This is a genomic window from Gimesia panareensis (assembly GCF_007748155.1).
Taxonomy (GTDB): Bacteria; Planctomycetota; Planctomycetia; order Planctomycetales; family Planctomycetaceae; genus Gimesia; species Gimesia panareensis.
The window spans coordinates 4,486,100-4,503,156 of sequence record NZ_CP037421.1 but is presented as its reverse complement, the minus strand read 5'-3'; the positions used below and the strand labels follow the sequence as shown (position 1 = coordinate 4,503,156).

16 protein-coding genes are annotated in these 17,057 nt (G+C 53.0%); 8 read left to right on the top strand and 8 right to left on the bottom strand.

Annotated features, from left to right (window positions below; all coding sequences use genetic code 11):
• Positions 1–30: 30 nt before the first annotated feature.
• From Enr10x_RS16615 to kdsB, 4 genes are all read right to left on the bottom strand, one after another.
• Positions 31–606, bottom strand: coding sequence for a Maf family protein (locus Enr10x_RS16615; RefSeq protein WP_197996062.1), 576 nt, complete (start codon positions 604–606; stop codon positions 31–33).
• Between the two features lie 46 nt (positions 607–652).
• The gene (gene truB / locus Enr10x_RS16610; protein WP_145110119.1) at positions 653–1,582 is read right to left on the bottom strand and encodes a tRNA pseudouridine(55) synthase TruB; all 930 of its coding nucleotides are present in this window, start codon (positions 1,580–1,582) and stop codon (positions 653–655) included.
• Positions 1,583–1,634: 52 nt separating this feature from the next.
• On the bottom strand, positions 1,635–3,302 hold the full coding sequence (locus Enr10x_RS16605) for a CTP synthase (protein WP_315851803.1): 1,668 nt from the start codon (positions 3,300–3,302) through the stop codon (positions 1,635–1,637).
• A 188-nt stretch (positions 3,303–3,490) separates the two neighbouring features.
• Positions 3,491–4,246 (bottom strand): 3-deoxy-manno-octulosonate cytidylyltransferase, encoded by a 756-nt coding sequence (kdsB, locus tag Enr10x_RS16600; protein ID WP_145110116.1) that lies wholly within the window; start codon positions 4,244–4,246, stop codon positions 3,491–3,493.
• 241 nt (positions 4,247–4,487) lie between these two features.
• Here kdsB and Enr10x_RS16595 point away from each other — a divergent pair, with 241 nt between their 5' ends.
• Complete coding sequence (locus Enr10x_RS16595) at positions 4,488–4,982, top strand: DUF420 domain-containing protein (RefSeq protein ID WP_145110113.1); 495 nt, start codon at positions 4,488–4,490, stop codon at positions 4,980–4,982.
• Positions 4,983–4,997: 15 nt separating this feature from the next.
• On the opposite strand, the gene Enr10x_RS16590 is transcribed toward Enr10x_RS16595, so the two are convergent.
• The 3 genes from Enr10x_RS16590 to Enr10x_RS16580 all read right to left on the bottom strand — a co-directional run bounded on the left by Enr10x_RS16590 (position 4,998) and on the right by Enr10x_RS16580 (position 7,580).
• Positions 4,998–5,432: a response regulator transcription factor gene (locus Enr10x_RS16590; protein WP_145110108.1), complete on the bottom strand. Its 435-nt coding sequence runs from the start codon at positions 5,430–5,432 to the stop codon at positions 4,998–5,000.
• A gap of 207 nt (positions 5,433–5,639) precedes the next feature.
• Complete coding sequence (locus Enr10x_RS16585; protein WP_145110105.1) at positions 5,640–6,299, bottom strand: phosphoribosylanthranilate isomerase; 660 nt, start codon at positions 6,297–6,299, stop codon at positions 5,640–5,642.
• Positions 6,300–6,398: 99 nt separating this feature from the next.
• Positions 6,399–7,580, bottom strand: a complete 1,182-nt coding sequence (locus Enr10x_RS16580) for a lactonase family protein (protein WP_145110102.1) — start codon at positions 7,578–7,580, stop codon at positions 6,399–6,401.
• A gap of 184 nt (positions 7,581–7,764) precedes the next feature.
• On the opposite strand from Enr10x_RS16580, the gene Enr10x_RS16575 reads away from it, so the two are divergent.
• From Enr10x_RS16575 to Enr10x_RS16550, 6 genes are all read left to right on the top strand, one after another.
• The gene (locus tag Enr10x_RS16575; RefSeq protein ID WP_145110099.1) at positions 7,765–9,099 is read left to right on the top strand and encodes an AAA family ATPase; all 1,335 of its coding nucleotides are present in this window, start codon (positions 7,765–7,767) and stop codon (positions 9,097–9,099) included.
• Positions 9,089–10,036, top strand: a complete 948-nt coding sequence (locus Enr10x_RS16570) for a metallophosphoesterase (protein ID WP_145450737.1) — start codon at positions 9,089–9,091, stop codon at positions 10,034–10,036. The genes Enr10x_RS16575 and Enr10x_RS16570 overlap by 11 nt, the downstream gene beginning before the upstream one ends.
• Positions 10,026–10,331, top strand: coding sequence for a hypothetical protein (locus Enr10x_RS16565; protein ID WP_145110093.1), 306 nt, complete (start codon positions 10,026–10,028; stop codon positions 10,329–10,331). Before Enr10x_RS16570 ends, Enr10x_RS16565 begins: the two co-directional genes overlap by 11 nt.
• Positions 10,332–10,354: 23 nt before the next feature.
• Positions 10,355–11,056 carry a P-loop NTPase family protein gene (locus Enr10x_RS16560; RefSeq protein WP_145110090.1) on the top strand — a complete coding sequence of 234 codons (702 nt, stop codon included), beginning with the start codon at positions 10,355–10,357 and terminating at the stop codon, positions 11,054–11,056.
• 83 nt (positions 11,057–11,139) lie between these two features.
• Positions 11,140–12,486: a POT family MFS transporter gene (locus Enr10x_RS16555; RefSeq protein ID WP_232093031.1), complete on the top strand. Its 1,347-nt coding sequence runs from the start codon at positions 11,140–11,142 to the stop codon at positions 12,484–12,486.
• A 137-nt stretch (positions 12,487–12,623) separates the two neighbouring features.
• Positions 12,624–13,253 carry a hypothetical protein gene (locus Enr10x_RS16550; protein ID WP_145110085.1) on the top strand — a complete coding sequence of 210 codons (630 nt, stop codon included), beginning with the start codon at positions 12,624–12,626 and terminating at the stop codon, positions 13,251–13,253.
• A gap of 83 nt (positions 13,254–13,336) precedes the next feature.
• On the opposite strand, the gene Enr10x_RS16545 is transcribed toward Enr10x_RS16550, so the two are convergent.
• The gene (locus Enr10x_RS16545) at positions 13,337–15,358 is read right to left on the bottom strand and encodes an HlyD family efflux transporter periplasmic adaptor subunit (protein ID WP_145110082.1); all 2,022 of its coding nucleotides are present in this window, start codon (positions 15,356–15,358) and stop codon (positions 13,337–13,339) included.
• A 689-nt stretch (positions 15,359–16,047) separates the two neighbouring features.
• On the opposite strand from Enr10x_RS16545, the gene Enr10x_RS16540 reads away from it, so the two are divergent.
• Positions 16,048–16,983: an efflux RND transporter periplasmic adaptor subunit gene (locus Enr10x_RS16540; protein WP_197996061.1), complete on the top strand. Its 936-nt coding sequence runs from the start codon at positions 16,048–16,050 to the stop codon at positions 16,981–16,983.
• Positions 16,984–17,057 lie beyond the last annotated feature (74 nt).

The window sequence follows — 17,057 nt, the reverse complement described above, 5'->3', positions numbered from 1 at the left end:
GCAGGCGTTTTTTTATTTCGTGACTCGCCTTCAGGGAAGTTCCAGACCCGCCCGCCTCAACAGGGATGTCAACTCCATTAACGGAATCCCGGTAATCGCCGAGTGATCGCTGGATCGAATTGACTCAAACAGGGTGATCCCCCGACTCTCAAGTTTATAGGCCCCCGCACAGTTCCAGGGCTCATCAAATTCGACATATCGCTGCAGTGCTGCTTCGTCCAGCGGTCGCATTGTCAGCTGCGTGTGGTTGATGTGAGTTTCCTCAAAAGCAGGCCCCAGGACCACGATCGCGGTGATCAACTCATGCGTTTTTCCCTGCAGTTGCAGCAGTTGCTGGACGGCTCGTGCATTCGAACCCGGTTTGCCCAGAATCGCACCTTCAAACGAAACCAGCTGATCGCCGCCAATCACCAGGGCCTCGGGAAAACGTTTGTGAATTGCTCGTGCCTTCTCCAGCGCCAGTTGTTCGGCCAGATCAGCGGGAGCCAGTCCCGCCTGCTTCAGAATCTCTTCATCGACCTGCGGATCCTGTTGCTCAAACGCAAGTCCCAGACGCTCTAACTGTGAAGCTCGATAAGGTGATGTGCTGGCCAGGATGAGTTTCATTGCGATGAGTTTTCAAAACAGAACAGGGGGATGAGACGAGAAAAATCTACTGGGAACGCTCCGCATAAACCTGCCGGGGAGAGAGTCGCTGGTGAGACCGGTCCCATTCCGCAATCGCCACCAGGTCGCCATCCGGGGTGATTGCCGCGATTTCGATGATTTCGTCGACATCAGGCAGTCGGGCCGGATCACAGGTCAGCTTCTGTCCCAGGCGGAGAGCCCGCAGTTCCCGCGCATCACACTGGTAGTGTGGCAGGTGGGGAACGGCTCTGATCGGCGGTTGCAGATGTGCTGTGATCGTTTCCAGGGTGGGCGGCTTTTCGAGAGACAGCGACGAATCCAGGTTGAATTCACCGATTCGGGTGCGGACCAGTGAGGTCATTGTGGCACCCACACCCAGGTCTTCACCCAGATCCCGACCGATCGAACGGATGTAGGTTCCCGAACCACAGACAATTCGCAATTGAAACCGGGGAAACTCGAACTCACTGACTTCCAGTTCGTACACATCGACGGTCCGGGGTTCGATTTCAAACGACTCACCCCGGCGCGCCAGATCGTACGCGCGCCTGCCATCAATGTGAACCGCTGAGTACTGCGGGGGAATCTGTTCGATCGAACCGCGATAGTTCGACAGATAGTGTTCCAGCTGTTCCCGTTCAATTACGGGGCAGTCCGGCGTGTCGACCACTTCGCCCGTAATATCATCGGTATCGCTGCGTTTGCCCAGGACGAACTCGCCGATGTACTCCTTCGGCTGGTCCTGCACAAAGCGAATTAATCGGGTCGCCTGACCAATGCAGAGCACCAGCACTCCCGTCGCCAGGGGATCCAGCGTCCCCGCGTGACCGATTCTGGCAGGGTGGACCAGTTTCTGAAACTGGTTCACCACCTGACGGGAAGTGACGTCCTGAGGTTTATTCACGCTCAACAGGCCTGAGAGTTGCAGGCCTGCTTTTGAAGAAGAACCGCTCATCGGGGAAGGGGTCCCTGTTCTGGTGCATTCCGGGATAGGATGCGTGACTCTGTCAGGAAACTGAAGAGACACGCACTTTCTGCTGGTGATAATTCAGAGCCGCACCGACAAATCCGGCGAACAGCGGATGCGGGCTGACAGGCTTCGATTTGAATTCCGGGTGGAACTGAACCGCGATATACCAGGGATGATCCGGGATTTCGACGATTTCTACCAGGTTCCCGTTCGGACTGGTGCCGGTCGGAATCATACCTGCTTCAATCAGCTGAGTCCGATACTCAGGGTTGAATTCATAGCGGTGCCGGTGCCGCTCGCTGATGGAGTCGGCTCCGTAACAGGTATGAGCCTTGGAATCTTTGGTGATGATGCAGTCCTGGGCCCCCAGCCGCATCGTGCCCCCTTTTTCGGTGATCTCTTTCTGTTCTTCGAGCAGACAGATCACCGGGGCACTGGTTTCGCTGTTGAATTCCGTACTGTGAGCATCGGGCAGTCCCAGTACATTTCGGGCAAATTCGATGACCGCACACTGCATTCCCAGGCAGATTCCGAAGTAGGGAATCTTGTTTTCGCGGGCAAATTTGACGCTGGCAATTTTGCCTTCAATGCCGCGTTTTCCGAAGCCTCCGGGAACCAGAATGCCGTCCACGTTAGAGAGCAGTGTCTCCGCGCCCTGGCGCTCGACTTCTTCCGCTTCGATCCGTTTCAGCAGGATCCGGGTATTGTGATGGAAGCCGGCATGGAACAGCGATTCGTAGATGGACTTGTAGGCGTCTTTATGATCGATGTACTTCCCGACCACGGCAATGGTCACTTCATGTTCCGGGTTTTTGATCCGGTTCAAGAGCGAACGCCAGTTGGTTAAGTCCAGCGGCTCGGCATCGATCTGCAGTTTGCGGATGATGAGCTTGTCCAGTCCGTCATCCGCCAGCCCCTGCGGAACTTCATAGATCGAATATTCCGTGTCGACTTCCTCAATGACGGCCCCTTTTTCGACGTTACAGAACAGCGCGATCTTGTCCGCGTGATCTTTATCCATGGGACGCTCGGTGCGGACAATCAGGACATCGGGCTGAATCCCGATCTGCCGCAGCAGACCCACACTGTGCTGGGTCGGCTTGGTTTTCATTTCTCCGGCCGCCTTGATGTAGGGCAGCAGCGTCAGGTGAATGAACAGGCAGTTTTCTTTGCCGATGTCGAGGGGAATCTGTCGAATGGCTTCCAGGAACGGCAGGCCTTCGATGTCACCCACGGTTCCACCCAGTTCGGTGATGACCACATCCACGTCGGAGCTGGCCAGGTTGTAAACCGATTCTTTGATCTCATCAGTGATATGCGGGATGACCTGAACCGTTGCCCCCAGGTATTCCCCCCGGCGTTCCTTTTCGATCACACGCTGGTAAATCTGGCCGGTGGTGTAATTGGATTTCCGCGAGAGGGGACTGTTGGTGAACCGCTCATAATGCCCCAGGTCAAGGTCGGTCTCTGAGCCGTCGTCGAGCACATAGACTTCGCCGTGCTCGTAAGGGTTCATCGTACCGGGGTCGATGTTAATATACGGGTCGAGCTTCTGCATCCGAACCCGCAGTCCCCGCTGTTCCAGCAGCAGGCCGATCGAGGCAGAGGTCAGGCCTTTCCCTAAGGAACTGACGACGCCGCCGGTGACAAAAATGTGTTTTGTGGTGTGTTTGGTCATTTCGCTGTCTGTTGTTGAAGCTGTCATTTCTCTTTGCTGCATAATATGTAAAGCGTGGCGGAATTGCACGCTTCAATCTGATGAAAAGCGAGTGCGACTGCCGGATCTCAGTCGCCTCTCATGAATATTCTACCACGTAAGACAAGCAGGGAAATGCCTTACCCTGGTCCGGGATACAATCGTTAACTGCTAACCTGTAATCGACTTACTGCAATCTAACTCGTTTCCTGTTCATACCGGGCGACAAACTGAGCGTAGTCTTCCGGCGTATCGATGCCGACTGTGGGATGAGCGACGGTGCCGACCTGAATCTTTGCACCCGTTTCCAGAGCCCGGAGCTGCTCCAGTTTTTCCAGCTGCTCCAGGGGAGTGGGAGGAATCTGGGTGAGCTCCAGTAAAAACGGGCGACGGTAGGCATACAGACCCAGATGCAGCAACCAGGGACTTTCCTCCGGCAGCAATGTTTCGGGAGCCACATCACGGGTGAACGGAATCGGCAGACGACTGAAGTACATCGCTGAGCCATCTCTCCGGCAGACGACCTTCGTACAGGAAGAATCCTGCAGTTGTTCGAGATTCCGAATCGGGGTCGCCAGGGTCGCCATGTCTGCCTCGGGGGAAGACTCCAGCAGCTCAATCAGCTGATCGATGAATTCGGGGGCGATTTCGGGTTCGTCTCCCTGAATATTCACCAGGATATCGGCATCAAAGAGCTCTTTTTCCGCGACTTCGGCGATCCGGTCGGTACCACTGGGATGCTCGCCTGTCAGGCAGGCTTTGCCGCCAAATCCATGCACGGCTTCCAGGATCTCCAGGCTGTCGGTGGCCACGATCAGACGATCCAGTCGTTCTGAACGGGCAGCTGCCTCCCAGGTATGCTGAATCAGTGTCTGTCCGGTTTCACTTAACAACAGTTTTCCGGGAAGTCGGGATGACTCAAGTCTGGCGGGAATCACGCCGCACACTGGCACGTGCACACCTCCTGTGTTTCTGGGAACGGCTGGGCTGGAAAAATCCTTAATTCGACCAATGTATCAAGCCTGTCTGACGCTGCAAGTGGGAGCTGGAGAAAAACGAGGTATTCTCCCCAGAATCTGACACAGGAGAGAATCGGCCCGATTTCAGGCTGGTCTTGGATCAGATCAGAAGTTCTGATATGGTTCCTCGCGAACAGATCTCGTTCCTCCCCATACGCCAAAACAGGATACTCAGATGGAGCATGGATTTTTAGGCTATCGCTCAACATTCATGTTGGATTTCGTGGTCACGGCACTGATTCTGATCGTACCACTGCTCTTATTCAGCCTCTACACTGTCAAAATCAGGCGCAACTTCTCGTTGCATAAGAAACTGCAGATCCTGCTGGGCGCGGTCCTGCTGGTGGCCGTGGCTGCCTTTGAAGTGGATGTGCAGATCATGCACGGGGGCTGGCAGAACATTGTCAAGCAGCGGGAAGTTCCCCTCACTCCGGAGCAGTTCGACTATGTCCGCAATGTGCTGTATGTGCATCTGCTGTTTGCCATCAGCACACCGCTGTTCTGGGGGACCACTCTGTTTCTGGCTCTGAAACGGATTCCCAATCCACCCGCACCCTGCGCGCACAGCAGCCTGCACAAAAAACTGGGCTGGATTTCAACGGTCGATATTACGTTGACGTCACTGACCGGGCTGTACTGGTACTACGTGGCACTGGTGGCCGGGGGGTGATCGCAGGTGGGACGCTTACGATTTTTTACGTGAGCGCGACAGCGGACCTTTGGCGGGTTTGCTCTCTTCTTCGTCGTCGGAACCTTTAGCCAGCACACGGGCGATGGCATCCAGGAATATGTCCATCGCGAACGGCTTGCGGAGGTAGTCATCGACGCCCAGCATCTCGGCGTAGGCTTTATGACGGCCCCCTTCGTTCGCGGTGATCATGATCACTTTGGGGGGAGAAGGCAGCGATTTCAGGCTTTCCAGTACGGGGAAGCCACCCATTTTCGGCATCATCATATCGGTGATGACCAGATCGGGGTTCTCGGTCTGGGCGAGCTTCTGCCCTTCCAGGCCGTTGGGGGCCACGATGATGTTATATCCCGCGGATTTGATCACACCACTCAGGGTGCTGGAAATTTCGCGGTCATCTTCGATCAGTAAGATTTTGTAATCAGTTGACATGGTCGTTTTCATTCCCTGGAGAAACGATGCGTTTCCCGCAACTCCTGTTTTTAAAGTGACTCAGCGCCACATCCTCAGACACTCCGGTCTGGGATATATGGTAGAGCTCGAACTCCAGATTCTCAAGGCAGTTGTATAAAACTGTTCTGATTCTTCATCTTTCGTTCACGCGCTGTGACGTATTATACCAGTGGGAGAGATTAAATTTCACGCTTTTTCTGACTGTTTGACAAAGGATGCCACCAGTTCCTCATTTTTGATTCCCGGAGCGGTTTCCACGCCACTGGCCGTATCGACACCGAAGGGATGAACGGCCTGAATCGCTGCCGCGACATTCTTTGCAGTGAGCCCCCCGGCCAGAATCAGCGGAGGCCAGGTGTCAAACTGATAGTGTTCCTGAATCACGGCCCAGGGAGCCACTTTTCCGGTCCCTCCGAAAGCCTCTGGTGAATAAGCGTCAATCAACAGGTAATCCGGCCGCTTTCCACAGCGATCGCATTCGCTCAGATAAGCGGTAATAGATGTGAGGTCGGTTTCCCGCACACGAAACGCCCGAATCAGGGGCAGGTACGGCAGATTTCGTGATAGTTCGGCCAGAAATTCCGGTGACTCGTCTCCATGTAATTGGAGTAGATCGAACGCGACCGCACTGCAGATCGCCTCGATAGTATCCAGGCTGTGATTAACAAACAGACCGACGAGCGCGATTTCTCTCTCTGCGACGGCATACTGGATCTCCTGTGCTGTTTCGACCGAAATACAACGCGGTGAGGGCTCGTAGAAATTCAATCCCAGTGCGGACGCACCCTGGTCAGCCACCATTCGAGCGGTTTCGGCATCGCGAATGCCACATATTTTGATCCACATGTGTTGTCGGTCTTATTTTGACTGGAAATCAAGAAACAGTTCGACCGCGGCAACAATATCATTGCGCGGGAAGGACTTTTATTATAGACGTCGGGTGCCTCAGGGAGTAGAGGTGATCGGCAGGAACTGGATACAGACCGGTTTGGGAACGTCAATTTCGTGGCCCGTGGGTTTGAGCAGACCTGTCTCCTGGTCGATGCGGAACACGACGACATTGTTCGAATCCTGATTGGCAGCCAGCAGAAATGTGCCGCTGGGATCGATGTTGAAATTCCGGGGAATCGCTCCGCCGGTCGGCTGATAGCCCAGGGATGTCAGTTTGCCGGTCTTCTGATCAATCCGGTACATGGCGATCGTGTTCGGCCCCCGGTTGGAACCGTATAAAAACTTTCCGGAAGGATGTACCAGAACTTGGGCCGTGGAATTTCCTTTTCGTCCAGTTCCCTCAGGAACAGTGGAAATATTCTGGATGATCTCAAAGACGCCGTTCTTCTGATTGTAATCCATCGCAGTCACAGTCAGGTTCAACTCGTTGATCACATAGCCCCATTTTCCGCTGGGATGGAAGGCGAAGTGCCGCGGCCCGGCTCCGGGGGCCATTTTAATCCCGGGAACCGCATTGGGCTTCAGGCTGCCGTCTGTAGCAGAAAAGTCATAGACACGCAGTTCATCAATGCCCAGATCAGCAACGACGGCATGCCGATTCTTCAGATCCAGATTGATCGAATGGGCGTGCGGAGCTTTCTGTCGCGCTGGGTTCACACTCGATCCGGTATGCTGCACAAACGCCGCACTGAGGCCGAGAGAACCACTTTTCTCGATCGGCAGCGAGCAGATATTGCCGCCGGAATAGTTGGCGACAAGCACATATTTGCCCTTCTCATCAACCACCAGATGGCAGGGGGAGCCGCCCAGAGAGGACTGCTGATTGAGAAACGTCAGCTTGCCGCTGGCTGAGTCGATCGCAAAGGCACTCACTGCACCGGCTGGTTTCCCTTGGAAATCATTAATTTCATTCACCGCATACAGATATTTCTGATTGGGATGAATCGCCAGGAACGACGGATTCACTGTATTTCCTGTGACATCCACGTGCGTCAGTTTGCCCGTCTCGCCATCCAGCAGAAGCTGGTAGATTCCTTTGCTGTCACTGCCACGGGTATAGGTGCCGACATAGACCCGGTATTGATCGGCACCCCGGGCGGATTCCGTGAACAGTGTCGAGCAGACGGCGCCTGTCAACAGGGCGAAGCACAGGAAATATTGAGTCGGCGAGAGCATGGACGGTCCTATCTGAGAATGCAGGCGAACAGGGGCAGAGCACGGGCATCAGGCCCGATGGTCGTCTATCAGTTTATTTGACTCTAATCCAGTGGGGAACGCAAGCCTCGGTTTCGGCAGGGATCTGAAATACCGGGGGTAGGAATCCTGTGATTCGTGATTCGAAACGATTATACTTTGAAGCATGTTGAAACGGATTACACTACATAACTTTATGAGCCATGCGCATACCGAGATTGAGCTGTCGCCCGGACTGACCGTGCTGACAGGTCCCAATAACTGCGGTAAGTCGGCCTTCGTATTGGCTCTACAATCTCTTGTGGAGAATACACGAGGAAGTTTCATGATCCGACATGGGGCCAAGGAGTGCCGTGTGATCGTGGAAACCTTTGACGGCCACACCATCGAATGGAAACGCAAAAAGAAGACGGCAGGTTACATAATTGATGGTGAGTACAAACGAAATCCTGGAGACGATGTTCTAGCCAAAGTATTGCGATTGGCGAAGGTCAAGTCGGGGGACAGCGATGAATTCGACGTCCATTTCGGCGAGCAGAAGTCTCCCATCTTTCTGCTGGGCGACCGGGGCAGTCGGGCCGCGCGGTTCTTTGCGTCCTCTTCGGATGCATCGGTCCTGATTGAAATGCAGAAGCTGCACCGTAGTAAAGTCAAAGTGGCTCAGCAGGAATTTCAGCGACTGCAGGCCGAACAGAAACAGAACGCCGCGACTCTGGAACTGCTGGCCCCTGTTCCCGATCTGGAAACGCGACTGGAGACACTCGACCAGACATTCCAGGCACTCCAGGCCGAATCACAGCAGATTCAGCAGCTGGAAACACTGATTCAGGGATTGGTGCAGGCCAGCGAACGTGTAGAACTCGATGCCCGCCGTGCTGCCTGTTTGAGCGACTTGCCAACGGAGCTTCAGCAGGAAAATGAGCGTCCACTGGAAGCACTCGTCCAGCGCTGGCAGGGGATCGAACAGGAACAGCAGTGTTCCCAGGTTGCCGTCACAGCTCTGCAGCCCCTGAGCGATCCGCCAACCATTGAAGATGAGTCAGCGCTGGCAACGCTGATCAGAGAGACACAACTGCAAACCGGGATCTGTCAGCATTCCGCTGCCACACACAGTTGCCTGGATGATCTAGAGGATCCTCCCCAGCTGACCGATCCGGATAACCTGGAAAAGCTGATCGCTCGACTCTCCGCGGCAGCAGAGCGGGTCCAACTCGATCGGCAGGAAGCCGAACTGCTTGCGGCCTGCGTTCCCCCTCCTGAACTGGTCGATGGAGCGCGTCTCGCTCAATTCTGTCAGCAGTGGACCGCCGCGGAAACGCACTTTCTGGAACTGAAAGAGATCCATGCGGAAGCGGAAGCAGAGTACGAACAGGGGCGTCTGGAGATGTTGCACTGGGTGGAAGAAAATCCTACCTGTCCCACCTGTGGCGCGGAACTGGAACCGGATCAGTTCATTCAATCCGCTGAGACCGGCTTGAGGGGGCACACCCATGGCGCGTGAGGAATACCAGGGAGTGCTGCTGATCGGTGACCCGCACGTCGAAGGGCGGGTGCCCGGGTTTCGCAAGGATGACTATCCCCGCGTCGTGCTGGAGAAGTTGAAGTGGTGCCTGCAGACCGCCGAGGAACAGAAGCTGCTCCCCGTGATCCTGGGAGATCTGTTTCATGTCCCCCGAGACAATCAGAACTGGCTGCTCTGTGAACTGCTCACGCTCTTCGAAACGCCCGTGTATGGCATCTATGGAAACCATGACTGCCGGGAAAACCAGCTGAATGAACATGACACACTGAGTATCCTGATCCAGGCCGGCCGCTATCGTCTGCTGTCGGAAGACAATCCCTGGCGGGGAACCATGGCCGGGCGCTCCGTTATTGTGGGCGGCACTTCCTGGGGACAGAAACTGCCTAAAGCAGACGCATTTGAGAACGAAGACGATTCGCCACTCGTGGTCTGGGTCACGCACCATGATATCCTGGTGCCCGGCTATGAAGAGCAGGGGCACCTGCGACCCTACGAAATCGAAGGGGTGGCATATGTGGTGAATGGCCACATTCACCGACAACTGGAAGACGTGCAAAAGGGACAGACCACCTGGGTCACCCCGGGAAACATTATCCGCCGCTCCCGCAGCGATGCCTCGCGGGCACATGTTCCCTCTGTCCTTAAACTGGAAGTGACCGCGGAGGGCTGGCAGCGATCGCGGCTGGAAATCCCGCATGCGGCATTTGAAGATATCTTTCATCCCGAAATGCAGGATGAAACCGAGGAAGGAGTCCCTTCCGCTTTCATTTCGGGGCTGGCCGAATTACAGTCTCGCCGAACAGACACGGGCGCAGGTCTCAAACTGTTCCTCGAAAAAAATCTACCACAGTTTGAAACATCTGTGGCAACCGAAATACAGAAATTAGCAGACGAGGTGTCCACTCATGACGAATGACCAGCCGGGAGCGGTTCCCGATATCGAAACACTGACGGAACAGTTCCAGAAACTGAATAAACGCAAAATTGAATCCGAACGCGATCTGGTGAATGCCGAAAAGAATCTGAACGAGCTCAAACAGCAGGCGCAGGAAGAGTACGGCACTGATCAACTGGAGGAGCTGAAAGCGAAACTCCAGCAGATCAAAGACGAGAATGCACGCAAGCGGGCGGAATATCATGCGAGTTTGACAAAGATCGAGGCCGAACTGACGAAAATTGAATCGGCTCACAACACCTCAGATGCTTCTTGAGTCAATCCGAAGGACCGGTCTGGATGAACGACGAGTTCTCTGCACAATCTGATGCGACAGTTACCCCCGCGGAACTGCGGCCTCCCCTGAGTCTGCAGCGTCGCTGCTGGGAGCTGTCCGCGGTGCGCAAACAGAAAGAAAAAGATCAGGCCCAGCTCAAACAGCAGCTGCAGGAAACAGAACAGTACCTGGCGATTTCAGAGCAGGTTACCGAAGCGCTGGAGACGCTGAGCGGGCAGCTGTTCGAACAGGAACTGCAGATGATCCAGGAGAAGCTGACCATCGCGCTGCAGGAAGTCCTGGAACAGCCTCTCAAGCTCAAGGCGGTCGCTGAATGGAAACGCAACGCAGCCACCGTCGAGTTTCAGATCGAGCGCGAAGGCAACACGGAAGATATCATGCGGGGGCAGGGGGGCTCGGTCGCCAACATCCTCTCGGTCGGCCTGCGGATGTTTGCGTTGATGACGCTGGATGAAAAAGAACACCGCCGCGTACTGGTGCTGGACGAGCAGGATTGCTGGCTGCGGCCCGATCTGGTACCGCGGTTAGTTAAAATTATTCATGAGGCGGGGCAGGCACTCGGCTTCCAGATTATCATGATCAGTCACCACGATCCGGTGATGTTTGAACGTTACGCCGATACGATCTTCCAGTTCACACCCTCTCCGGAAGGAGTGCAGGTGGAACGGGTCGAAACGGATCGGCAGCAGAATGAATCAACCTGAACCGAAGTCGAGAACGCATTGAAGGACCATACCCACTGATGTCATCGCCAACCTACAAGACCGCTCCCGTCCCTTCGAAGAAAATGCCGACCGGCATCCCCTATATTGTCGGAAACGAAGCCGCCGAACGTTTCAGTTTTTACGGGATGCGAGGCATTCTTGTTGTGTTTATGACGCAATACATGTTGACTGCCAGCGGTAAAATGGATCATATGCCGGGCCCTGAAGCGACTGCCGTGTTTCATTACTTCGTCGCTTCGGCTTATTTTTTTCCCTTGTTAGGCTCAATTCTTTCGGATGTCTTCTGGGGTAAATATAAAACAATTATGCTGCTCTCCATCGTCTATTGTCTCGGGCATCTGGCACTGGCCATTGACGAGACGCGGATGGGGCTCTTTCTTGGCTTGACGCTGATCGCCATCGGATCTGGGGGCATTAAACCCTGCGTCTCCGCACACGTGGGGGATCAATTTGGCAAACAGAACCAGCATCTTTTGAGTAAAATCTTCGGCTGGTTTTATATCGCGATTAATCTGGGCGCATTCGTTTCCTCTCTCTTGATTCCCGAGATCCTGAAAGCATATGGACCACATTATGCATTTGGCTTGCCTGGGGTATTGATGTTAATCGCGACAATTCTGTTTTGGCTGGGACGCAATCAGTTCGTACATATTCCCCCCTCGGGCTGGAAAAAATTTCGTACAGAGACGCTAGGTAAAGAGGGGATACAAGCCATTCTCAATCTTTCCGTACTGTTTTACGTCTTTGTGCCGATCTTCTGGTCATTATTCGACCAGACGGGATCTACCTGGGTACTTCAAGCGACTCAGATGAAGACCGTTTCTATTGGAGAATTTGAAGTAAAAGCAGCTCAGATTCAGGCATTCAACCCTTTTTTCATTTTAGTTCTGGTGCCGACATTTAACTATGTCGTTTATCCACTCATCGATAAAGTCTTTCCTCTGACTCCGTTGAGGAAAATTTCGATCGGTTTCTTTTTGACGGCGGCTTCCTTTGCCATTGTTGCATTGATTCAGATCGCCATTGACCGTTCTCCAGACAATCCACCCAATATGCTCTGGCAGGCTGTTCCGTACCTGGTGATCACAGCGGGAGAAGTCATGATTTCCATTACTTGTCTCGAATTTGCATATACCCAGGCTCCCACATCAATGAAGTCGTTTATCATGTCTCTCTATCTGCTCTCAGTCACAGTGGGGAATTTGCTCACGTCGGGTGTGAATGAATTTATCATGATTGATGAAAAGACTTCGCGGTTGCAAGGAGCTGACTATTTCTGGTTCTTTTCCGGCTTGATGCTGGTGGCGGCAATCCTGTTTGTCTTTGTGGCCCGGTTTTATAAAGGGAAAACTTATATCCAGGATGATGGAACGGATGATGCCCGTGCGGAAGAAGAAGGGATTCAGTGATCTAGCGGCGAATCCCGAGTAGGATCCTTTTCTTTACCGTCGATCCTGCTATGATTCGCGTTGGAACCGAATAACGGCGAATGCTTTCGCACATCACATATTCAAAGCTTTCAAATTATCTGAGAAAGGAATCAGAAATGCGTCTCTCACACTCGTTTCAAGTCATGTGCTGCGGTGTCGCACTGGCTTTGTTTGCCGGCTGCACTTCGCAGGATGATACACGTACCTTCGACGAAAAAGACTCACAGGCTTCAGCCGAAGCGGAGCACGCACACGAGCATGATCACGAACATGACCATGGTCCCAACGGCGGGCATCTGCTGGAAGTCGGCGAAGAACAGTACCACGTGGAAGTCGTCTTCGATAACGATAAGCGGACTCTGACCGCCTTCATCCTGGGACCCGACGCCAAATCGGCACATCCGATTGCCGGTGAAACGATCGACTTCGACCTGGAAGTTGGCGACAAAGAACACGAAATCCCGCTGGCTGCCAAGCCGCTGGATGGGGAAAAGGACGGCAAGTCATCCCGCTTCGTGGCTGAAGGCAAAGCGATTCCCGAGTCGATCAAAGCGGAATCGGATCTGAATGGTCATTTCCATCTGGATATCGGCGAAGATCATTTTCATGTCGATCTGCATCACGAAGGTCACGATCATGACCACGATGATCACGATCATGATCACGAAAAGACGGAGCCTAAGAAAGAGGAAACTAAAAAAGAAGAACCGAAAAAGACCGAAGACAAGCCGGCTGATAAAGAATAGTCGACACATCTGCTCGCAAATAAAAAACGCCCCCGGATTAAATTCCAGGGGCGTTTTTTGTTTTCCGTGTTGTTTGCCGTCTGTTAGAACCAGAAGTAGCGACGGGCGGTTTCCACCACATCACCAAACAGGACATAGAACAGGCTCCGCTCGCCACAATCAATCTTGGCACTCACTTCTGCACCAATTCTAAGCATCGGCAGTTCTTCTTTATCAAACGTCGCATAAGTTTCGACGATCGGTCCAACCTCTTCAGCCGAGTTGACCCGTGTCGAAATTTCGGTGACTTCCCCTTCGTAGGTCAATTCATTGGATGTGGCCAGAATGAATTCAACGGGCAACTCGATATCGCCCTTCTTCTCAGCGGCTCTGAGGATATGTCCCATCCGTTTTTCTTCCACGTCCAGTTCCAGCTGCCAGGGACCGTTGGGATCCATGATCTCCATCAGCAATTCGCCCCGTTGAACCGGACGGTTAATCAGCAACTGCTCAACCTGGAAGGTCGTCACTACTCCATCAATGGGCGCTTTGACGTTCAGCTTGTCAAGACGTTCTCTCAGAATCTGCAGCTGTCTTTTGGTACCTTTGATCTGGGTGATTGTTTCATTCAGTTTTCCGCGGAGATTGATGTTGTCTGCGACCGGTCGCTTGCTGCTGGTATCTGATTGAAGATCGGCATTGATGGCCAGCTTCGACAGGAGGAGCTCATTCAGTCTGTTTTCAGCGTCTACCGCCTGGGCTTTCAGATCTTCGTTCCGGATTTCCACCAGCAGATCGCCCTTTTTCACTCGCTGACCACTCTCCACGTGAATGGCAACCACTTCGCCCTCCCAGTTGGTGAAGACTTCCCGCTGGATGGTCGGCATCAGCCGTCCGTCGCAGTTCACACGGTAATCATAGGGAACCATTGCCAGGGTTACGCCTGCTGCCACGAGCAACGCAATGACGACCAGGGTTTTGGCCAGGGTTTTTCCACGGAGTGCGGCAAACGTACGTCCCACAAACCGCCAGAGTGGCATCAGGAAGATGCTCTCATAATTGCGTGAATTGGCAATTCCGCTGGCGATGTGGCCCGCCAGCAGCTCGGCCCGGCTTTCCAGGTGCGGACGCGGCTGACTGTCGGTAATCTGTTCGATGATCAGCCCGCCGATCAGCTTGCGGGGTTTATCACTGGTGCGTCCCAGTGCCTCGTCATCGTGTTTGACGATTTTTTCCGGCTCAAACAGCGGCACAATCATAATCATGCGTGTGCCACTTTCCTGCAGGTAATCGGCCAGTGGCTCTTCAATTTGTGGCGGAATCGAGTCGACGGATCCCGAGTAAATAAAGTTCTCCCGCATAGAGAGTACTTTATTGGAGAGTTTAGAGAGCAGTCTGACGGTATTGGCCCGTTTGTTGACTTTGTCCTGACCGTTGATCGCTTCGATCACCGTCTTCTTGCCATACTGCATGGCCAGACTGACGCGGTCGGCATTCAGAATTTGACGGCCATCGTTTACGACCGTTGCTGCCACTTCTGAGAGATCCAGGCTGCGGTGCAACTGCTGGACGAACTGATCGACTTCTTCCCAGACTTCCAGTGAGGCATCAGTCTGATTGGCTTTGTCCCGTTCGGTCAGGTAATGCGAGGCGTATCCCGACATCTGCTCGACAAACTGCAGATATCCCGAGTGTGCCTGTTTGGGAGCATTCGAACGCTGGAAAATTTCAATGACGCCCACAGGTTTTTTACGGATCGTCAACGCGGCGACCACAATCAGGTTATCGGTCGGGAGGTGAATGTCAGATTCACCCTCAGCGGTAAAAATCCGGGCTTCTGCCGTCGATACCACATCAGACAGCAGACGCTGGTTCTTCAGGATCGCTTCCGGTTCTTCGTAGAAGCCGGTGTCTGCCAGGTTCACTTCACTTTTGATACTCAGGCGTCCGCTGTCATCGATTAACCAGGCTGCACCTGCTGTGGCTCCCAGACCGGCGACCACTCTTCTGAGAAATTCACGGAAGAATGTCTCAGGGGCGACGTTGGAATGAGCAAACTCTTCGATTTCCCGCGCAATTCGAATGACGCGTTCACGGGTCTGGCTGGGCGTTTGAGTGCTTGTCATAAGGTTAATTTACCTGTTTGATCGATCAATTGATTTCAGTTTTCCATTTCTGAAATGAGACTCTTCCAGAAATTATACGGTATGTTTGACATAAACTATGGTTTTTTGCCGTTTCCACACGCGATTTTCACCGTGTGGACAATCTTACATACCCGGATTTTATTCAGAGGGAGAGGTGATTGCAAAAAGACAATTCGCTGTAAGCCTCTTTTTTTTGCCATGTTGCGAAAAAGAAACGGACGACTTGAGTAACCGGTTCAGCAGCAAGGAATCGTATAAACGCACCTCTGTAATAACAGACGGTCAAATATTTGAAGTATAACATACGTAGAATGAGGGCAGACCATAATTTAAAAATAGACCATGACTTACGAGCTGTCTTCCTCAGCCGGTTTCGATCGAAATCAGAACCAGACTGGCAGAAGGGGTAAAATAGGGTAGATGTATCGATTGTGGTGCCGTGATGTGAAGCCGCAACCTGTCGTTATGTCCTGAACAGCCCTGTGAAAAACCAGGGACGCACTTCAGAAATTGCTTGTCAGCAGTGCACGGGAAGCGTTAGATATGAGGCTCTGAAGTGTCTATATTTATATATGTCAGACTATTCAGGTTAAACAACGTGCAAAGTCACGTGTTTCAGCTCCGGGAACCTCCAGATTCAGTTTTAGGATCAAGATATGAATTTCAAAATGAGAAACGTGCTGTACTCAATGCTGCTGATGGCAGGCTGCGGTCTGGGAATCGCGGGAAGCCAGTTACAGGCGGAAGATAAAGCCACCGAGAAGAAACCATCAGCGAGCCCTGAAGCTGCAATCACGGTAGACGAATGCCGGATCAAACTGATCGACCGGATCATCCTGGGGAGCGATCGTCCCGGGGTGCTGGAATTTGTCGAACCCAATGAAGGCGAACTGGTAAAAAAAGGAAAGGTCATCGCGGCACTCAAAAGCGATGCTCTGCAAGCCTCCCGCAAAACCGCAGAAAAAAAGGCGACCAACGATATTGAAATTCGTTATTCTAAAAAGGCCCGCGATACCGCTTATGTCGAACTGGAGATGAACAAGGACATCAATAAGCGGGTTCCCAATACCATTTCCGAACTTGATATCAAACGCTTGACCCTGAATGCGGAAAAGAGCGATCTGCAGATCGAGCAGGCTGAGCTGGAGTTTGCCATGAATAAGCTGCAGCTGGCGGAGATCGATGCCCAGCTGGAAGAAATGAAAATTCTGGCTCCCTTTGATGGAGTCATCACCAAAAAATTTCGTTCGACAGGTGAAGTGGTGCGCCATGGGGATGAGGTGCTCGAACTGGTCAGTACCAAACGTGTCAAGGTGGAAGGTTATGTCAACATCCAGGATATCTGGAAGTTTCATGTCGGGACTCCGGTAGAGGTGCATCTGGATATTCATGGTCTCCAACTGCCTGTTGAGGACAAAACATTCCATGGCAAGATTACCTTCATTGATGTTGAAGTAGAGCCCATTCACGGCAAGGCGATTCGAGTCTGGGCCGAGGTTCAAAATCCGGATAATCTTCTCAAAGCAGGTTACATGGCCACCATGAAAATCATGCCGGACAAAACAGAATCCAAAGTGGCACAGGGAGCACCAGCGGAAAAATAATTAACAGCTCTGTTTCCCTTACCGGTAATGACACTTTTTTCCTGCCAGAGATTTTGACTGCATATGAGTACTCT